Origin of the sequence: Paludibacterium yongneupense DSM 18731 (genome assembly GCF_000422925.1) — a bacterium.
Lineage (GTDB): Bacteria > Pseudomonadota > Gammaproteobacteria > Burkholderiales > Chromobacteriaceae > Paludibacterium > Paludibacterium yongneupense.
The window spans coordinates 150,674-168,061 of sequence record NZ_KE383958.1 but is presented as its reverse complement, the minus strand read 5'-3'; the positions used below and the strand labels follow the sequence as shown (position 1 = coordinate 168,061).

The window sequence follows — 17,388 nt, the reverse complement described above, 5'->3', positions numbered from 1 at the left end:
GACTGTCTGACGCACCTTCGCCATGAGCGCCACCTTGCGCTCTTGTTTCATTTGACGGATACAGGATGTGTCAGCCCGGGACTGCCGGGTTTGCGATTGAATATAAAAATGCCCTCAAGCCTCTTGATCGTTGAATCGCCGTCCAAGGCGAAAACGCTGAAGAAATACCTGGGTCAGGACTTCGAAGTCCTGGCGTCCTACGGCCATGTCCGCGATCTGGTGCCCAAGAACGGGGCCGTCGATCCGGACAAGAATTTCGCCATGAAGTATCAGTTGATCCCGAAGAACGCCAAGCATGTGGATGCGATTCTCAAGGCGGTGGCCGAAGTCGACAACGTCTACCTGGCGACTGACCCGGACCGCGAAGGCGAAGCCATTTCCTGGCACCTGGTTCAGATTCTGACCAGCAAGAAACTGCTGAAGGGCAAGACCACGCAACGCGTGGTCTTCCATGAAATCACCAAGAACGCGGTGCTGGAAGCGATCGCGAATCCGCGCGAAGTGTTGCAGCCGCTGGTCGATGCGCAGCAGGCTCGCCGTGCGCTCGACTATCTGGTCGGCTTCAATCTGTCGCCGCTGCTGTGGAAGAAAATTCGTCGCGGCCTGTCGGCCGGCCGGGTGCAAAGCCCGGCCTTGCGGCTGATCTGCGAGCGCGAGAACGAAATCCGTGCCTTCGTGGAACAGGAATACTGGAGCGTCCACCTCGACAGCCACAAGGGCCGCCAGAAATTCCGCGCCAAGCTCAGCCAGTTCGAAGGCAAGAAACTCGACCAGTTCGATATTCCCGATACCGCGCGCCACAGTGAAATCCTGGCCCGCATCGAGGGTTGCCCGGCAACGGTCGGCCCCATCGAGAAGAAAAAGAAATCGCGCAATCCGGCCGCACCGTTCACCACCTCGACGCTGCAACAGGAAGGCGTGCGCAAGCTCGGCATGACCACCGACCGCACCATGCGCACGGCACAGCAACTGTACGAAGGGGTCGATATCGGCCAGGGTACGGTCGGTTTGATCACCTACATGCGTACCGATGCCGTTGTGCTGGCGGCAGAAGCCGTCACCGAGATCCGCGATTACATCACCGCCCAGTTCGAACCCGATTTTCTGCCGAAAAACCCGGTCACCTACAAGAATAAATCCAAGAATGCGCAAGAGGCGCACGAGGCGATCCGCCCGACCTCCATCCTGCGCACACCGGAATCGGTCAAGCCCTTCCTGACAGCCGACCAGTTCAAGCTCTACGACATGATCTGGAAGCGGACCCTGTCCTGCCAGATGTCGCCGGCCCGCTTCGACACCACCGGCGTCGACATCACCGTCGGCGACGCCGTATTCCGCGCGAGCGGTCAGGTCCAGGTGTTCGCCGGCTTCCTTGCGATCTACGAGGAAGACGTCGACGACGCCGAAGATGAAGACAATGCCAAGTTGCCGCTGCTGGAAGAAGGCGAAACCTTGCCGGTCGACAAACTGTCCGGCGAGCAGCATTTCACCCAGCCGCCGCCGCGGTTTTCGGAAGCGAGCCTGGTCAAGGCGCTGGAAGAGTTCGGCATCGGTCGCCCGTCGACCTACGCGAGCATCATCTTCACGCTGAAGGACCGCGAGTATGTCACGCTCGACAAGAAGCGTTTCATGCCGACCGACACCGGCGACATCGTCAACAAATTCCTGACCGAGCATTTCAGTCAGTACGTCGACTACAACTTCACGGCCAAGCTGGAAGACCAGCTCGACGAGATCGCCAGTGGCCAGCGTGAGTGGGTCCCGGTCATGGATGCCTTCTGGAAAGGCTTTTCCAAGCAGGTCACCGAAAAAGAGAGCATTTCACGGGCAGAAGTCACCACCGAGAGTTTGGATGAAGCCTGTCCCAAGTGCAGCAAGCCCTTGATGATACGCTTCGGCAAGCGCGGCCGTTTCGTCGGGTGCTCCGCCTATCCGGAATGCGACTACACGCGCAATATGAACGAAACCGCCGAATCGGCGGCGGAGCCGGAAGAACCGGAAGTGATCGAAGGCCGCGTGTGCCCGCAGGACGGCGGCGCACTGGTGATCAAGAAAGGGCCCTACGGCAAATTCATCGGCTGCGCGAACTATCCCAAGTGCAAGCACATAGAACCGCTGGAAAAACCGCGCGATACCGGTGTCGAGTGTCCGGAGTGCAAGGCCGGCTCGCTGATAGAGCGCAAGAGCCGCTACGGCAAGCTGTTCTACAGCTGCAACACCTATCCGAAGTGCAAGTATGCGACGTGGAATCCGCCGATCGCCGAACCGTGCCCGCAATGCGGCTGGCCGATTCTGACGCTGAAAACCACCAAGCGCCGTGGCACCGAAAAAGTCTGCCCGCAGAAGGAATGCGGCTATAGCGAAGTCGTGACCCCGCCCGAAGCCAAGGCGGAGTGAAACCCGGCGGACGGATGCCGGCCGGCGTCCGTCCGCTGCGCCCGGCCGGGCGCGCCTTCACGTCGCTGTCATCAATAAATCATTGATTTCATTCTGCAAGTCCGGACCGGCAAGAATATACTCGCTGCTTGGATGACGTGCCGGCATGGCACGGCGTTTGCATTGTGTCTCCCGTGTTCCGCCCGCCCTGCGTCGAGCGACTGTACGCAGAGGCTTCACTGCCTATTTTTCGATGATGAAACTGACAAGCCGATTTCTTTTTACCGGGGCCGCTGTGCTTGCCCTCGTCTTTTCCGTCAACGCCAGCTGGATTTTGCTGCCGCTCGCGCTGCTGGTCGCTTTTCTGGGACTGATGAGCGCCGATCGCGAACAGATAGAAGCCATGGATAGCGCAGCCATCGGCATGCTGCTTGCGCGCCACGAACGACCGCTGCTGCCGCTCGACCCTTTTTGCGGCCAGGAGTTGCTGTTCTATCAGGCAGGAACGCCGGTCTACCGTTACCTGATCGCCAGCGATTCGCGCTGGTCACTGGTGGGAGAGCAGGACGAGGTTGCCGCGGAGCGGGGGACGATCCGGGTATTTCCCGGCTTCGTCTACCGCCGCGAAGAAGAACGCGCGCCCGCCCGGCACGCCTGAGCAGCCCCGCTCAGGCGAACAGGACGATAGCCCACACCACGGCCAGATTGCACAAGCCGAGCAACTGCGCGGCGCTCCCCATGTCCTTGGCGCGCTTGGCCAGTGGATGACGCTCGAGCGAAGTATGGTCGACCGCCGCCTCGATCGCCGAATTGAGCAACTCGATGATCAGCGTGGCAAGGGACGATGCCACCAACAGGGCCCGCGCCAACGGCGCGGTATGCACGACAAAAGCCAGTGGAATCAGCACCAGCGCCAGAACCACCAGTTGCCGGAACGCATCCTCGTGGCGAAACGCTGCGCGAAAACCGTCGATGGAATATCCGAGCGCATTGATGAGCCGGCTGAGGCCGGTCTTGCCTTTGAACGGACTTTCTTGCTGCATCGTCGCTCCAGGTGGTAGCGCCCGTCCGGCAACCTGCGCGCTCAGTGTCCGCAGGCGGCCTGCAGGGCGTCGATATAGAGACCGGCGACATTGACGCCGGTCTGGTCCATGATCTCGCGAAAGCAGGTCGGGCTCGTGACATTGACCTCGGTCAGGTAGTCGCCGATCACATCCAGCCCGGCCAGCAGGATCCCGCGTTTTTTCAGCTCCGGCCCCACGGCCTCGGCGATCTCGCGGTCGCGCGGGCTGAGCGGACGGGCTTCGCCGCGCCCCCCGGCGGCCAGATTGCCGCGGGTTTCGCCTGCGCGCGGAATACGCGCCAAACAGTAATCGACCGGCTTGCCATCGATCACCAGAATTCGCTTGTCCCCATCGCGAATTTCCGGAATATACCGCTGCGCCATTACAGTTCGACTTTCGCGCTCGGTGATTGTTTCAAGAATCACGGAAAGGTTGGGATCGTCCGGGCGAACCCGGAAGATACTGTCGCCCCCCATGCTGTCCAGCGGCTTGAGGATGGCGTCCTGGTGCAGACGCACAAAATCGCGCAGACGCGGGGCATTGCTGGTGACCAGCGTGGGCGCCGTCCATTCCGCAAAGCGCAGGATGGCCAGCTTTTCGTTGAAATCGCGCAGTGCCTGCCCGCTGGTAAAGATGCGGGCGCCCTGCTCTTCTGCCAGCGTGAACAGCTGCGTCGCGTACAGATATTCCATGTCGAAGGGCGGGTCCTTGCGCATCACTACCGCGTTGAACGCCGTCAACGGCAATCGCTGGCTGTCCGTGGTACGGTACCAGTCGTTTTTGTTCCCTGTCAGCGTCACGCCGCAGGCGGAGACCAGGATGCGCCCCCCCTCCACCGACATCTGCCCTGCTTCGGCGAAGGACAGCGCGTGTCCGCGCGCGGCCGCTTCCTCCATCATGGCGAAGGTGGTGTCTTTGTAAATTTTGAAGTGCTCGAGCGGGTCGGCAATAAACAGTATTTTCATGATTTCTCCAGACGCCGGTTCAGACATTATCGGGATCGGTCGCTTCCAATTCCATCGCGCCGGCCAGCAGTGCCAGGCGGGCGATCACGCCATAGGCGTAGAAGCGGTTCGGCGGACAGTCGGGCTCTCCCTTGCGATCGGGCAGGCAAGCCGATTCGAACGATAACGGGACGAATCGGGCCCCGGGCGCGTTCAGGTTCTCATCGATGCCACGGTCGGTATGAACACGATAGAAGCCGCCAATGACATATCTATCCATCATGTAGACAACCGGCTCCGCCACGGCCTCCTCAATGGTCTCGAACGTGTAGACCCCTTCCTGCACGATGACCTCGGACACCTCCAGTCCTTCCTTGACCACGGCCATCTTGTTGCGCGCCTTGCGGTTCAAGCCGACCACTTCGGCCCCGCTCTTGACGCTCATCACCCCCATGCCGTAAGTCCCTGCGTCAGCCTTGACGATGACAAAGGGATCCTGCTCTATTCCATATTCCGCATATTTGACACGGATGCGCGCGAGCAGGGCATCCACGGTATCCGCGAGTTCCTGTTCGCCCTGGCGCGACTGGAAGTCGAGATTGCGGCACTGGGAAAAATAGGGATTGACCAGCCACGGATCGATCGAAATCAGCTCGGCGAAACGGGCCGCAACCTGGTCATAGGCCTGGAAATGGTTGGTCTTGCGCCGTACCGCCCATCCCGCATGCAACGGGGGCAACAGGCTTTGTTCCAGATTGGCGAGCAAGGGCGGCAGGCCGGCCGACAGATCGTTGTTCAGCAATATCATGCAGGGATTGAAACCGTCTTCCAGCACCAGCCGGTTTCCACGGCGCTGGACAGGCTCCAGGACCACCACGGCGCCGTTGGCCGCCACAAGTTCGGTCGGGGCCGTGATGTCCGGATTGATCGACCCCAGGCGCACTTTGAGTCCGGCCTGTTCGAAGATATGCACCAATGCGGCGACGTTTTGCAGGTAGAAAGTATTTCGAGTATGGTTTTCTGGGATCAGAAGCAGGCTGCGCGCTTCGGGACAGACTTTTTCAACCGCGCTCATCGCGGCTTGCACTGCCAGCGGCAGAAAATCGGGATTCAGATTGTTGAAGCCCCCGGGGAACAGATTCATATCGACCGGCGCCAGCTTGAAGCCGCTGTTGCGTAAATCGACGGAACCGTAGAACGGCGCCGCGTGTGCATGCCACTGACTGCGGAACCAGTGTTCGATTTGTGGCTGGGCAGCCAGAATACGGCTTTCCAGTTCCAGCAACGGTCCGGTCTGCGCGGTTGCCAGGTGAGGCACGGTCATGGTTTTCCCCTAATTGGTCGAGATTCGGCACTTTAAGCTAACAATGGTTGGGTCGCGCCCAACATATTCAAGACCACCCGTCAGTTCGGGTGTCGTTCCCACGCAGGAGGGCTTATGCAATCTGGGATTTTACGGCAACGCCTGGCGGCGTGCGCCGGTGCGCTTTGGCTCGTTTTCGCCCCTGCGCGCGCCGATGGCCTGGCTGCGCAGCGCTTCATCGACCTCGCCGGCCGCCCCGTCGCGCCGCAAGCCTTGCGTGGCCATGTCAGCATCGTCAATTTCTGGGCCACGTGGTGCGCACCGTGCCGACAGGAAATGCCGATGCTCAATGCACTGCGTGCCAAGCTGCACCCGGGAGGCACTGAAGTGGTCGGCATCGCGCTCGATGACCGCGCCGCCGTCACCGGCTTTGTCTCCGCGCTGAAGATAGGCTACCCGGTCTGGCTCGACCGCGAAGACACTCTGGCCCTGATGCGCGAGCTCGGCAACGCGCGAGGCGTTCTGCCCTTCACCGTGCTCCTGGATCGGCAAGGGCGCCCGCTGGCGCGCTTCGCCGGCACGCTCGACGAGTCTGCCCTGCGCGCGGCGCTCCGGGACGCGCGCTAGCCCGGCCTGGCGCATTCTCCATCACTCCGGATAGATACCATGGACGCTACCTCTCCACGGCTCGATTCGCATTTGCTGCGGGTGATGCAGATTCTTCTGCTCGAATGCAATGTCTCGCGGGCGGCAAGACGCCTCAATCTGTCGCAGCCTGCGGTCAGCGCCGCGCTCAAGCGGCTGCGCCATATCACGGGCGATCCCTTGCTGATCCGCTCCCGCAACGGCATGGTCGCGACCGAGTACGGGCGCGAACTGCAAATCGCGGCAAGCATCGCGCTCGAGCAGATTGAACGCATATCCGGGCGGCGGCGGCGCTCCGAAGCGGGGGCGCCACACCGTCACTTCGAACTGGCCTCGCCCGATTTGTCCATCCCCGACCTGCTCGGCGAACTGAGCGGGGACCTGCGCCGACTGGCGCCGCAATCGCGCATGACTTTTCGGGCACTGGGTCCGGACGAAGACTATGCGCAGGCACTGGAAACGGGGGAGCTCGACCTCGTACTCGGCTGTTGGCCGCACCCCGCACCCAAGTTGCGGCTGGCGCCGCTGTTTCGCGACCGCCTGGTTTGCCTGATGAGGCGCGGCCACCCGCTTGAGAAGCGCCTGGACACCCTGGCCTATCTCACCTCGGAGCATCTGGGGATGGCCGCTGGCGCGACAGCGCCGCGCGACACGCTGGACCAGTTTCTGGCGCGCGAACGGCTGCGGCGGCACGTCGTCATCCGGATATCGGCCACCGGCTACGCACCGGCCATACTGACGCGCAGCGACCTGCTGTACACCTGCCCGCTGCACTTCGCCATATCGCACCGCCACACGCTCGTCATCGTCGAACTGCCTTTTGCCTGCCCCATGATCGAATACTACCTGTTGTGGCATGAACGCACGCATGCCGACGTCGACTGCAGCTGGCTGCGGGAAAGGGTGATGGCAGGGATGGTGACGCTGATGGCGAATCGTGCCTCGCGCTGAGATGGCGGAAGCCGGGATGGCCCCGCCCGTGGCGATGCGGGCGCCGGACGGCGCCCGCGCTACCGACCGTCTTATTGCGGGACGGTGCCTTGTACGCCTTCGACGTAGAACTTGATCTGGCGCAGCTGGGCATCGGGCATGACCTTGCCGGCAGCCAGAATCACTTTGCCCTGCTGGTCTTTCAGCGGACCGGTGAAGGGATGCAGCTTGCCCGAGCGCAGCGCATCACGACGTTGCAGCACCAGTTTCTTGACATCGGCCGGCACGCGCGAACCGAAGTTCTCGATGTTCACCGCCCCCTGCTTCACCCCCCACCAGATGTCGCCCGGCTTCCAGGCATTGGCCGCCACATCCTGAACCGTCTTGTTGTAGATCACGCCCCAGTGGATGACGGCGGCGGCAAGCTGAGCCTTGGGACCGAACTTGGTCATGTCGGAATCCCAGCCGAAGCCCATCACCCCCTTCTCTTCAGCCGCCTGAACCACGGCCGGCGAGTCGGTGTTCTGCATCAATACATCGGCGCCCTGCGAGATCAGGGTCAGCGCGGCCTCGCGTTCCTTGCCCGGGTCGAACCAGCTATTCACCCAGACCACGTTGGTGCTTGCCTTGGGATTGCTGCTGCGCGCGCCCAGGGTAAAGGCATCGATATTGCGGATCACTTCGGGAATCGGGATTGACCCCACCACGCCGAGCTTGCCCGTCTTGCTCATCTTGCCGGCAACCACGCCAAGCAAGTAGGCGCCTTCATAAGTGCGGGCATCGTACAGGCCGAGGTTCTTGCCCTGCTTGTACCCGGTCGCGTGCATGAAGACCGTGCCCGGGAACTGTTGCGCCACGCGGGCTTCCTGGTTCATATACCCGAACGAGGTGCCGAAAATGATCTTGTTGCCTTGCTGGGCCAACTGGCGGAACACGCGCTCCGAGTCGGCGGTTTCCGGTACGTTCTCGACAAAGGTGGTCTTCACTTTGGAGCCTTGCGCCGCTTCGAGCGCCTTGCGCCCTTCGTCGTGGGCATAGGTCCAGCCGTGATCACCGACCGGGCCGATATAGACGAAGGCCACTTTGAGCGGGTCGGCGGCCTGCGCCACCGAGGCCAGCCCGCACAACATCAGTGCGGGCAGTAATTTAAGCAGACAGCGGTATTTTTGCATGGGAGAAATCTCCTGGCTTTAGAATGGATGCGTATTTGTTCATTAAAATCCGGAATACAGCTGCCATTCTAGCAAGAGTTATGCTATCTGCCGTATCTCAATGATAGCAAAGCGGATTCTTATCCCGCCAAAACGCAAAATATATTTTAACGTAGAGATAATTATATTCTGGGCCCTGCCCGTCATATCTCCACATAAAGACAAACCATAATCAGGCATAAACCACAAACATATGCACCAGATTATGGCATTGGCGCGATAATGGGCACCCCGACGGTGCACACAGACATCCGCTTCGTTCTTTCCCGATTAATGCGTGACGCCACCCCTGCCAAACGCTAAGATGCGGGCGCGGTGCAACCGCGCTGTGCCGCGCCCCATACCGCACGGCCCGAATATTGCTACAGGCAGCCTGTCGCGCTCGAACCTTCGATACGCCGCCCCACCATTTCGCATTGGAGTCCATCGATGAGCATCCCCAGACTGGAGCTCCTCAATATCAGCAAGCGCTACCCCACCGTGGTGGCCAACGACGATATCAGTCTAGCGGTCGCGCCCGGCGAGATTCACGCGATTCTGGGCGAGAACGGCGCCGGCAAGAGTACGCTGATGAAGATCATTTACGGCGCGGTCACGCCGGACAGCGGCAGCATCAGCTTCAACGGCAAAGAAGTCGCCATCGCCAATCCGGCCGCCGCGCGCGCGCTCGGCATCGGCATGGTGTTCCAGCACTTTTCTCTGTTCGAGTCGCTGACCGTGGTCGAAAACATCGCCCTGACCCTGGGTGGCCGTCAAGACATGAAGAGCCTGGGGCGCAGGGTCAGCGAAGTGTCGCAACGCTATGGCCTGCCCATCGACCCCGCGCGTCTGGTACACCACCTCTCGGTCGGCGAACGCCAGCGCGTCGAGATCGTGCGCTGCCTGCTGCAGAACCCGCAGCTGCTGATACTGGACGAGCCGACCTCGGTACTGACTCCACAGGCGGTGCGGCAACTGTTCCATACCTTGCGGCGTCTGGCCGACGAAGGGGTCAGTTTGCTGTACATCAGCCACAAACTGCATGAAATCCGCGATCTGTGCCATAGCGCGACGGTGCTGCAAAGCGGGCGCGTCACCGGTACGGTCGACCCGACACGCGAATCGCCGCAGAGTCTGGCGCGGCTGATGATAGGCCGCGATCTGCCCGTGTGCAGCGCGCCGCCGTACCAGGGCGTGATCCGGCCGCGGCTTGAGATCTCCGGCTTGTCGCTCACGCCGGACGACCCGTTTGCCCCCAGCTTGAAAGATATCCGCCTGACACTGTCGGCCGGCGAGATCATTGGCATCGCCGGTGTGTCCGGCAATGGCCAGGCCGAACTGCTGGCTGCGCTCTCGGGCGAGACCACGGTCGCGCCCGAAGCCATCCGTCTCGACGGACGCCCCATAGGCCACTACCACGCCGGGCGCCGCCGCAAGATCGGGCTGGGTTTCGTCCCGGAAGAACGTCTCGGCCGAGGCGCCGCCGCCAATCTCAGTCTGGGCGACAATTCGCTGCTTACCGCGCACCGCCGCGGACTCGTGCGGCACGGCCTGATCGATCACAAGGCCGTGCGGGCCTTTGCCGCCGCCGTGATCGCACGCTTCGACGTGCGCGGCGCCAGCCCCGCCAGCGCGGCGCGTCGGCTGTCGGGCGGCAACCTGCAGAAATTCATCGTCGGACGTGAAGTCGCGCAGAACCCGCAAGTCATGATCGTTGCGCAACCCACCTGGGGCGTCGACGTCGGGGCGGCGGTCTTCCTGCGTCAGACCCTGCTCGACCTCGCCCGCAGCGGGGTGGCGATTTTGGTGGTTTCGGAAGAACTGGAGGAACTGTTCGAAATCTGCGACCGCATCGCGGTCATGGCCGACGGACGCCTGAGCGAGGCCATCCCAACCCGTGAAACCGATAGCGAGAAGATCGGCCTGATGATGGCCGGCGCGCAAGAACCCGCTTCGAACGAGGAAGTCCCCCATGTCCCTGCTTGAACCGCGCCCGGCACCCTCGCAATGGATGCGCCTGCTCTCGCCCTTGCTGGCCTGCGTGCTGACCTTGTTCGGCGGCGCCATCCTGTTCTGGCTGCTTGGCCACAACCCCGTACTCGCCTTCCGTGTTTTCTTCATCGATCCGCTGAATAGCGCCAACGGCTTGAGCGAATGGCTGCTCAAGGCTTCACCTCTGATCCTGATCGCGCAAGGCCTGGCCGTCGGTTTTCGCGCACGGGTCTACAATATCGGCGCCGAGGGCCAATTGATCGCCGGCGCCACGCTGGCAGGGGGAGTCGCCTTGTGGCTGGATGGCAGCGGCAACCCTCTCGTCGCGCATATCACACTGCCGTTGATGATCGTCGCCGGCGCCGTCGGCGGCGGCCTGTGGGGCGCCCTGCCCGCCCTGCTCAAGACGCGGTTTCGCGCCGACGAGACGCTGACCACATTGATGCTGACTTATATCGCCAGCCTCGGGCTTGCCTGGCTCGTCAACGGCCCCTGGCGCGATCCGAACGGGATGAACTTCCCGCAGACCATCCTGTTTTCTGACAAGGCCTTGTTCCCTTTGCTGTTCGAAGGCCTGCGGGTCAACGCATCCGTGTTCATCACGCTGTTCGCCATCGTCGGCTTCTGGTTTTTCAATGCAAGAAGCTTCCTGTCCTACCAGCTGACGGTAGCCGGACAGGCGCCTCATGCCGCGCGCTACGCCGGCTTTTCCGGCGCGCGCACCGTCTGGTTCAGCCTGGTGATATCCGGCATGTGCGCGGGTCTGGCCGGTGTCGGCGAGGTCGCCGGCCCGGTCGGGCAGCTCAACCTCAATCTATCCCCAGGCTACGGTTTTGCGGCCATCATCGTAGCCTACCTCGGTCGCCTCAACCCGATCGGCATCGTCGTTTCCGGGCTGCTGATGGCACTGATCTATCTCGGCGGCGAAGCCGCCCAGGTGACGCTGCAGTTGCCCTCCGCCATTACCGGCCTGTTTCAGGGAATGCTGCTGTTTTTCCTGCTCGGCGCCGATGTCCTTGTCGATTTCCGACTACGCCGTCCGCGGCGCCATCCAGCCTGAGAAAGCAACCCATGATCGAATATCTGGTTCCCATCCTGGCCGGCACGCTGCCCGCCGCCACACCGCTGGTACTGGCCGGACTGGGCGAGCTCGTCACCGAGCGCGCCGGCGTACTGAATCTCGGCGTCGAAGGCATGATGCTGATGGGGGCGATCGCCGGCTTCGCCTGCGCGGCCACCACCGGCACAGGCGTAGCCGGCGCCCTGATCGCCGGCGCGATCGGTGGCGCGGCGGGCAGCGCCATTTTCGCCGTGCTGGCAGTCTGGCTGGCCGCCAACCAGGCCGCTTCCGGCATCGCGTTGACGATTTTCGGCACCGGTCTGTCGGCTTTCATCGGCCAGCATTTTGTCAGCTACAGTCTGCCCGGCCTGCAGCCGGTCAACCTCCCCCTGCTGTCGGGACTGCCCTTGCTCGGTCCGGTACTGTTCCATCAGGATCCGGTCGTCTACTTCACCCTGGCCTTGTTCGCTGCGGTGTCATGGATACTTGCGCGCACCCGGGTTGGTCTGGTGCTGCGCGCCGTGGGCGAAGCGCCCGAGGCCGCTCACGCGCTCGGCTACCCGGTACTGTGGATACGCACGCTGGCGGTACTGGCTGGCGGCGCGCTCACCGGCATGGCGGGCGCCTACCTCTCGACGGTCTATACGCCGCTGTGGGTCCAGAATATGACGGCGGGTCGAGGCTGGATCGCTGTGGCGCTGGTGGTATTCGCCGCCTGGAAACCGGGTCGGCTCTTGCTCGGCGCCTGGTTGTTCGGCGGCGTCACCATCCTGCAGTTGCAGGCGCAAGGGCTGGGTATAGCCCTGCCCTCGCAACTGATGTCGGCCTTGCCCTACCTGGCCACCATCGTGGCGCTGGTGCTGATGTCGCGCAAGCAGCGCTTGTTGCAGACCAGCGTGCCGGCCGCGCTCGGCAAGCCCTACCTTCCCGGCGCCTGACAGGGTCTGCGGCAAGCCGGGCGCTTGCCGCAGCGGCTAGATTGCCGCGGCCAGGCGCGTGCCCTGATCGATCGCCCGCTGTGCGTCGAGTTCGCCGGCCTCAGCCGCTCCGCCTATCAGGTGGACCTTGACCCCGCGAGCGAGCAGGGGGGCCAGCAATTCGCGCTCCGGCTCCTGCCCGGCGCAGACGACCACGCTATCCACCGCTAGCCGGCGTTGCACGCCATTGTGGCTAATCAGCAATCCCTCGTCATCGATGCGGTGATACTCGACTCCGCTCAGCATTTCCACGTTTTTCTTCGTCAGACTTGCCCGATGTATCCATCCCGTCGTCTTGCCGAGATTCTCGCCCGGGCGCGTGCTCTTGCGCTGCAAGAGGTAAATCTTGCGGGCGGCAGGCGCCGGCGCGACACCGGCCGCAGCGAGCCCGCCGCGCGCGCCTAGGGTCATATCCACCCCCCACTCGCGCATGAAGGCAGCCAGCTCGTCCCCGGCCCCGACCGCAGCATGAGCCAGGAATTCGGCGGTATCGAAGCCAATGCCGCCAGCGCCGATGATCGCCACGCTGGCGCCCACTTGGCGTCCATGCTGCAATACATCAAGGTAGGACAACACTTTGGGATGCGCGATACCGGCAATCGGCGGCCGCCGCGGGACGATTCCGGTCGCCAGGATGACCTCATCGAAACCGGTCAGCATCCCGGCGTCGACGCGACGTCCAAGCCGCACCTCGACGCCGGTGCTTGCCAAGCGGTGCCGGAAGTAGCGCAGCGTCTCCGCGAACTCGCCCTTGCCCGGAATCTTGCGCGCCACATTGAATTGTCCGCCGACCTCGTCTCCGGCATCGAACAGCGTGACCCGGTGCCCGCGCGCCGCCGCCGTCGTTGCAAAGGCCAGTCCGGCCGGTCCGGCCCCGACCACGGCCAGCCGCCGTACAGCGGTGCTGGCCGTCCAGTTGAGTTCGGTCTCGCGCCCGGCGCGCGGATTGACCAGACAGGATACGGACCGTCCCTCGAAGATCGCATCGAGACAGGCCTGGTTGCAAGCGATGCACACGTTGATATCGTCTCGCTCTCCTGCCGCCGCCTTCGCGACAAAGGCCGGGTCGGCGAGAAAGGGGCGGGCCATGGAAACCATGTCGGCGGCCCCCGAAGCCAGTATCTGCTCCGCGACTTCCGGGGTATTGATTCGGTTGGTGGCGATCAGCGGGATGCCGACCTCGCCCATCAGACGCTGCGTCACCCAGCTGAAAGCCGCCCGCGGGACCCGGGTCGCGATGGTCGGCACCCGCGCTTCGTGCCAGCCGATGCCGGTATTGATCATCGTCGCGCCCGCCTGTTCCACCGCACGCGCCAACGCCACCACCTCTTCCCAGTTGCTGCCGCCGGGCACCAGATCCAGCATCGACAGCCGGTAGATCACGATGAAATCGGCGCCGGCGGCGGCGCGCACCGCACGCACCACGTCCAGCGGAAATCGGATGCGATTTTCGAAGCTGCCCCCCCACTCGTCCTGGCGGCGATTCGTCTCGGCGGCGATGAATTCATTGAGCAGATAGCCTTCCGAGCCCATGATCTCCACGCCGTCATAACCGGCCTCGCGCGCCAGCGCCGCACAGCGGGCAAAGTCGGCCACCGTGCGCCGGATGTCGTCGCCGCTCATCTCGCGCGGTCGGTACACATTGATGGGAGCGGTCAACGCCGAAGGCGCAACGCAGTCTGCCTGAAAACTGTAACGACCGCTGTGCAGGATCTGCAGGCAGATCTTCCCGCCGTGGGCATGCACGGCCGAACTCACCAGACGATGACCGTCCAGGTGTTCGGCACGGTCCAGCATGGCGGCCCCGTCGGCCACCCGCCCGTCGCGATTGGGGGCGATGCCGCCCGTCACGATCAGGCCGACGCCGCCGGCCGCACGTTCGGCATAGAAGGCGGCCATTTTCTCGAAACCCCGTTCGGCCTCTTCCAGGCCGGTATGCATCGATCCCATGAGCACGCGGTTTTTCAGGGTGGTAAAGCCGAGATCAAGCGGTGCCAGCAGATGCGGAAAGGCGGTCATGGAGTCTCCAGGCGTGTGGATGGCGGCAGTCACGACCATACTTACCAATAGGTAAGTTGTCAATGGCATGGGCGCTTCGCGCATCGCCTGGCCGCCTGATTGACAGAATCGCCCGCACGCGCGACAGTGCCGACGACCTGCTAGCGTAAAGGAATCACGATGAACGACCTCCTCTCCCTCGCCCTGACGAAACTGGAAAGCGGCCTGCTCGAGCGTGGCTTCGCCATCGGCAGCGACTTGCTGCTGGCGGTGCTCTTTCTATGGGTCGGCTGGAAACTCGCGCACCGCATCGAGCGCGCGCTGGAAAAGATGATGAATCTGTCGGGCCGGGTCGATGCCACCTTGCGGCCCTTGTTGCTGAGCCTGGCAGCCTGGTCGCTCAAGATACTGGCGCTGGCCATGGCACTGGCCCAGATCGGTGTGCAGATGGCGACCATCGCCGCCGTGCTCGGTGCGGCCGGCCTCGCCGTCGGCCTCGCCTTGCAGGGGACGCTGCAGAATATCGCCGCCGGCATCATGCTGGTCCTTCTGCGTCCGTTCAAAGTCGGGGATTACGTCGAATGCAGCGGCACCCTTTCCGGCACCATCCGCGAAATCGGACTCTTCAGCACGCTGATAGAACGCTTCGACGGCATCCATCTGTTTGTCCCGAATAACCAGATATGGGGCAGCACCATCGCCAACTTCAGCCGCAATCCGACGCGAAGGCTCGATCTGCCGCTGCGTCTGGCGCCGGACAGCGACACGATGCACGCGCTGGCCATATTGCGCGGCTATGTCGATACACTAGAGCCGGTGCGGCACGATCCGGCGCCCCAGGTTTTCGTCAGCGAACTCGGCAGCAACGGCCCCGAATTCACGCTGCGGCTGTGGAGCGATACGGCGGACTACTGGGACCTGCGCTGGCGCATCGCGGCCGAGCTTCCGCAGCTACTGCTCGACGCCCACCTCGAACTGGCCCGCCCGCTGTGGCCCGAAATACCGGCCACGGCACGTTGATACGCATGCTGGCAGTGCTGCCGCTGATCGCCGCCGCCGCCTGGATGGCCGCGCAGGGAAACCCGTGGCCGGCCGCCGTCTATCTGGCGGCAAGCCTTGTCGCGGCCGGGCAGCAATGCAGCGACAAGCGGCGAGCGCGCGAAGGCGGCTTCCGCATCGCCGAAACGGCCCTGCATGGCGTGGAATTGATGGGGGGCTGGCCGGGCGCGCTACTGGCGCAAGCCGTGCTGCACCACAAAACCCGCAAGTGGAGCTACCGCATTCCCCTATGGGGCATCGTCGCGCTGCACTACGCGGCCTGGGCGTTCTGGTTAGCACGCTGATCGAGCCAGGTCGCCAGGTCGGCCATGACTTCGTCCCGGTTCAGTTCATTGTGCATCTCGTGGCGACCGCCGCGGTAGACTTTGACCGTCACATCGCCAGCGCCCGCGCGGCGGTAACGACGCGCGAGCTGCTCGAGGCCGAAGCGGCCCAGGCTGACCGGATCGCGGCTGCCCGCCAGCAGCAGCAGCGGGCAGTGCTTCGGCAGCCGCGAGCCGTTTTTCTCGGCCCGTTCCATCTCGATCACGCCATCGAAGAGATCTATCCACATGGCCGACGTCGGCGGAAAACCGCACAAGCGGTCAGCCAGATAGCGATCGACCTCGGCAGTATCCCGGGTCAGCCAGTCGACCGGGCTACGCGACGGGATGAAGGTCAGATTAAAGCTGCCGAACACCAGACAGCCCATCACGCGGCTCGGGTCTTCCTTGTTGCCGAAGCGCGCGGTCAACCGCGCGATCTTGCGCATTGCGCGCGCAACCACCCCCTGCCGATAGCCGGTCGCGGACAGAATCAGTCCGGCCAGGCCGTCGCCGTGGCGTACGACATAACTGCGAGCGATGAAAGAACCCATGCTGTGGCCGAACAGAAACACCGGCAGCCCCGGATGCTGCGCGACGGCCCATTCGCGCACGGCATGCAGATCGTCGACCACCCGCTCCCAGCCGTCGCGCTCGGCAAACCAGCCGCGAATGCGCGCGCCAGCTCCGTGGCCGCGGTGGTCATGGGCGTAAACGATCCAGCCCGCCAGAACCAGAGTCCGGGCGAAGGTATCGTAGCGGGCCCCATGCTCCGACATGCCGTGTGACAGCAGAACCACGCCGCGAGCGGCGGCGTCGGGCATCCAGCCGTGTAGAGTGATCGCTTCGCCGTCGCCGGCGGTCAATAGTCTGGTCTGCATGGGGCCTCTTTCATGCCGCCTCACGTCATCAGACGTGCGCCGGCAAATTCGGGATTGAGCCGTGCGGTGAGCACATGATCGCGCCAGGCACCGTTGAGATAGAGGTAATCCACCGCATAGCCTTCGACATGAAAACCGAGGCGTTTGAGCAGGCCTGCGCTGCGCACATTGTGGGGCTGGTAATTCGCCTGGACCCGGTGCAGGTTCTGCTCGCGGAAAGCGAAGTCGAGCACGGCCTCAAGCGCCTCGCGCATCAGCCCGCGGCCCTCGTGGCGCTCATCGATGGAATAACCGAGATAGGCGGACTGAAACACGCCGCGCACGATATTGGAAAGTGAGGCCACGCCGATGACCGTGTCCGGCTCGTCCGCCATGGTCAGCAGAAACGACATGCCGCGCCCGTCGTCCCATTCGCGGCTGCGCTGATGCAGGCGCGCATTCCAATAATGTTCGGTGAAAAAAAGATCGCCAGGCGCGGGATCCCACTCGGTAAAATGGGCACGGTTGCGACGCTGATAATCGAGCATCGCAGCCGCCCATCCCGAGTCGGACGGCATCAAGCGCAGGCGTCCGGTAGACAGGGGGGTCTGACCCCGGGTCAGCTTCATCGTTGTTCTCCCTATAGCGGCACACCGCATTCTAAGCCGCGGACACGGACGATGTCACC

16 protein-coding genes are annotated in these 17,388 nt (G+C 63.2%); 9 read left to right on the top strand and 7 right to left on the bottom strand.

The annotated features are described in order from the left end of the window. Window positions 1–108: 108 nt before the first annotated feature. Entirely contained in the window at window positions 109–2,397 is a 2,289-nt protein-coding gene (gene topA / locus G520_RS0117465) for a type I DNA topoisomerase (protein WP_028536783.1), read from the top strand. Window positions 2,398–2,671: 274 nt separating this feature from the next. Next, window positions 2,672–3,034 carry a hypothetical protein gene (locus G520_RS0117460; protein ID WP_246542695.1) on the top strand — a complete coding sequence of 121 codons (363 nt, stop codon included), beginning with the start codon at window positions 2,672–2,674 and terminating at the stop codon, window positions 3,032–3,034. Between the two features lie 10 nt (window positions 3,035–3,044). On the opposite strand, the gene G520_RS0117455 is transcribed toward G520_RS0117460, so the two are convergent. From G520_RS0117455 to gshA, 3 genes are read right to left on the bottom strand one after another with little or no spacing between them, the layout of a single operon-like run. Next, window positions 3,045–3,419 (bottom strand): diacylglycerol kinase, encoded by a 375-nt coding sequence (locus tag G520_RS0117455; RefSeq protein WP_028536781.1) that lies wholly within the window; start codon window positions 3,417–3,419, stop codon window positions 3,045–3,047. 41 nt (window positions 3,420–3,460) lie between these two features. Continuing rightward, on the bottom strand, window positions 3,461–4,405 hold the full coding sequence (gene gshB, locus G520_RS0117450) for a glutathione synthase (protein ID WP_028536780.1): 945 nt from the start codon (window positions 4,403–4,405) through the stop codon (window positions 3,461–3,463). Window positions 4,406–4,424: 19 nt separating this feature from the next. Further along, complete coding sequence (gshA, locus tag G520_RS0117445) at window positions 4,425–5,708, bottom strand: glutamate--cysteine ligase (RefSeq protein WP_028536779.1); 1,284 nt, start codon at window positions 5,706–5,708, stop codon at window positions 4,425–4,427. A gap of 114 nt (window positions 5,709–5,822) precedes the next feature. Between gshA and G520_RS23335 the strand changes: the two genes are divergently transcribed. Beyond that, window positions 5,823–6,314: a TlpA family protein disulfide reductase gene (locus G520_RS23335; RefSeq protein ID WP_084637695.1), complete on the top strand. Its 492-nt coding sequence runs from the start codon at window positions 5,823–5,825 to the stop codon at window positions 6,312–6,314. Between the two features lie 39 nt (window positions 6,315–6,353). Next, on the top strand, window positions 6,354–7,283 hold the full coding sequence (locus G520_RS0117435) for a LysR family transcriptional regulator (protein ID WP_036666489.1): 930 nt from the start codon (window positions 6,354–6,356) through the stop codon (window positions 7,281–7,283). A 71-nt stretch (window positions 7,284–7,354) separates the two neighbouring features. Here G520_RS0117435 and G520_RS0117430 read toward each other — a convergent pair whose 3' ends face one another. Further along, complete coding sequence (locus G520_RS0117430) at window positions 7,355–8,434, bottom strand: BMP family ABC transporter substrate-binding protein (protein WP_028536777.1); 1,080 nt, start codon at window positions 8,432–8,434, stop codon at window positions 7,355–7,357. Between the two features lie 468 nt (window positions 8,435–8,902). Between G520_RS0117430 and G520_RS0117425 the strand changes: the two genes are divergently transcribed. The 3 genes from G520_RS0117425 to G520_RS0117415 are packed head-to-tail and all read left to right on the top strand — an operon-like array spanning window position 8,903 to window position 12,442. Next, window positions 8,903–10,438, top strand: a complete 1,536-nt coding sequence (locus G520_RS0117425) for an ABC transporter ATP-binding protein (RefSeq protein WP_036666488.1) — start codon at window positions 8,903–8,905, stop codon at window positions 10,436–10,438. Next, entirely contained in the window at window positions 10,425–11,504 is a 1,080-nt protein-coding gene (locus G520_RS0117420; protein WP_028536775.1) for an ABC transporter permease, read from the top strand. The genes G520_RS0117425 and G520_RS0117420 overlap by 14 nt, the downstream gene beginning before the upstream one ends. A gap of 11 nt (window positions 11,505–11,515) precedes the next feature. Then, on the top strand, window positions 11,516–12,442 hold the full coding sequence (locus G520_RS0117415) for an ABC transporter permease (protein WP_028536774.1): 927 nt from the start codon (window positions 11,516–11,518) through the stop codon (window positions 12,440–12,442). 36 nt (window positions 12,443–12,478) lie between these two features. On the opposite strand, the gene G520_RS0117410 is transcribed toward G520_RS0117415, so the two are convergent. Continuing rightward, window positions 12,479–14,500: an oxidoreductase gene (locus G520_RS0117410; RefSeq protein ID WP_028536773.1), complete on the bottom strand. Its 2,022-nt coding sequence runs from the start codon at window positions 14,498–14,500 to the stop codon at window positions 12,479–12,481. Window positions 14,501–14,659: 159 nt separating this feature from the next. On the opposite strand from G520_RS0117410, the gene G520_RS23330 reads away from it, so the two are divergent. Next, window positions 14,660–15,499, top strand: coding sequence for a mechanosensitive ion channel family protein (locus G520_RS23330; RefSeq protein WP_051229498.1), 840 nt, complete (start codon window positions 14,660–14,662; stop codon window positions 15,497–15,499). Window positions 15,500–15,504: 5 nt separating this feature from the next. Further along, window positions 15,505–15,822 (top strand): DUF1294 domain-containing protein, encoded by a 318-nt coding sequence (locus tag G520_RS0117400; protein WP_036666487.1) that lies wholly within the window; start codon window positions 15,505–15,507, stop codon window positions 15,820–15,822. Here G520_RS0117400 and G520_RS0117395 read toward each other — a convergent pair. Both G520_RS0117395 and G520_RS0117390 read right to left on the bottom strand, forming a co-directional pair. Then, entirely contained in the window at window positions 15,789–16,721 is a 933-nt protein-coding gene (locus G520_RS0117395) for an alpha/beta hydrolase (protein ID WP_028536771.1), read from the bottom strand. The genes G520_RS0117400 and G520_RS0117395 overlap by 34 nt on opposite strands. Window positions 16,722–16,741: 20 nt before the next feature. Continuing rightward, window positions 16,742–17,329 carry a GNAT family N-acetyltransferase gene (locus G520_RS0117390; RefSeq protein WP_156877011.1) on the bottom strand — a complete coding sequence of 196 codons (588 nt, stop codon included), beginning with the start codon at window positions 17,327–17,329 and terminating at the stop codon, window positions 16,742–16,744. Window positions 17,330–17,388 lie beyond the last annotated feature (59 nt).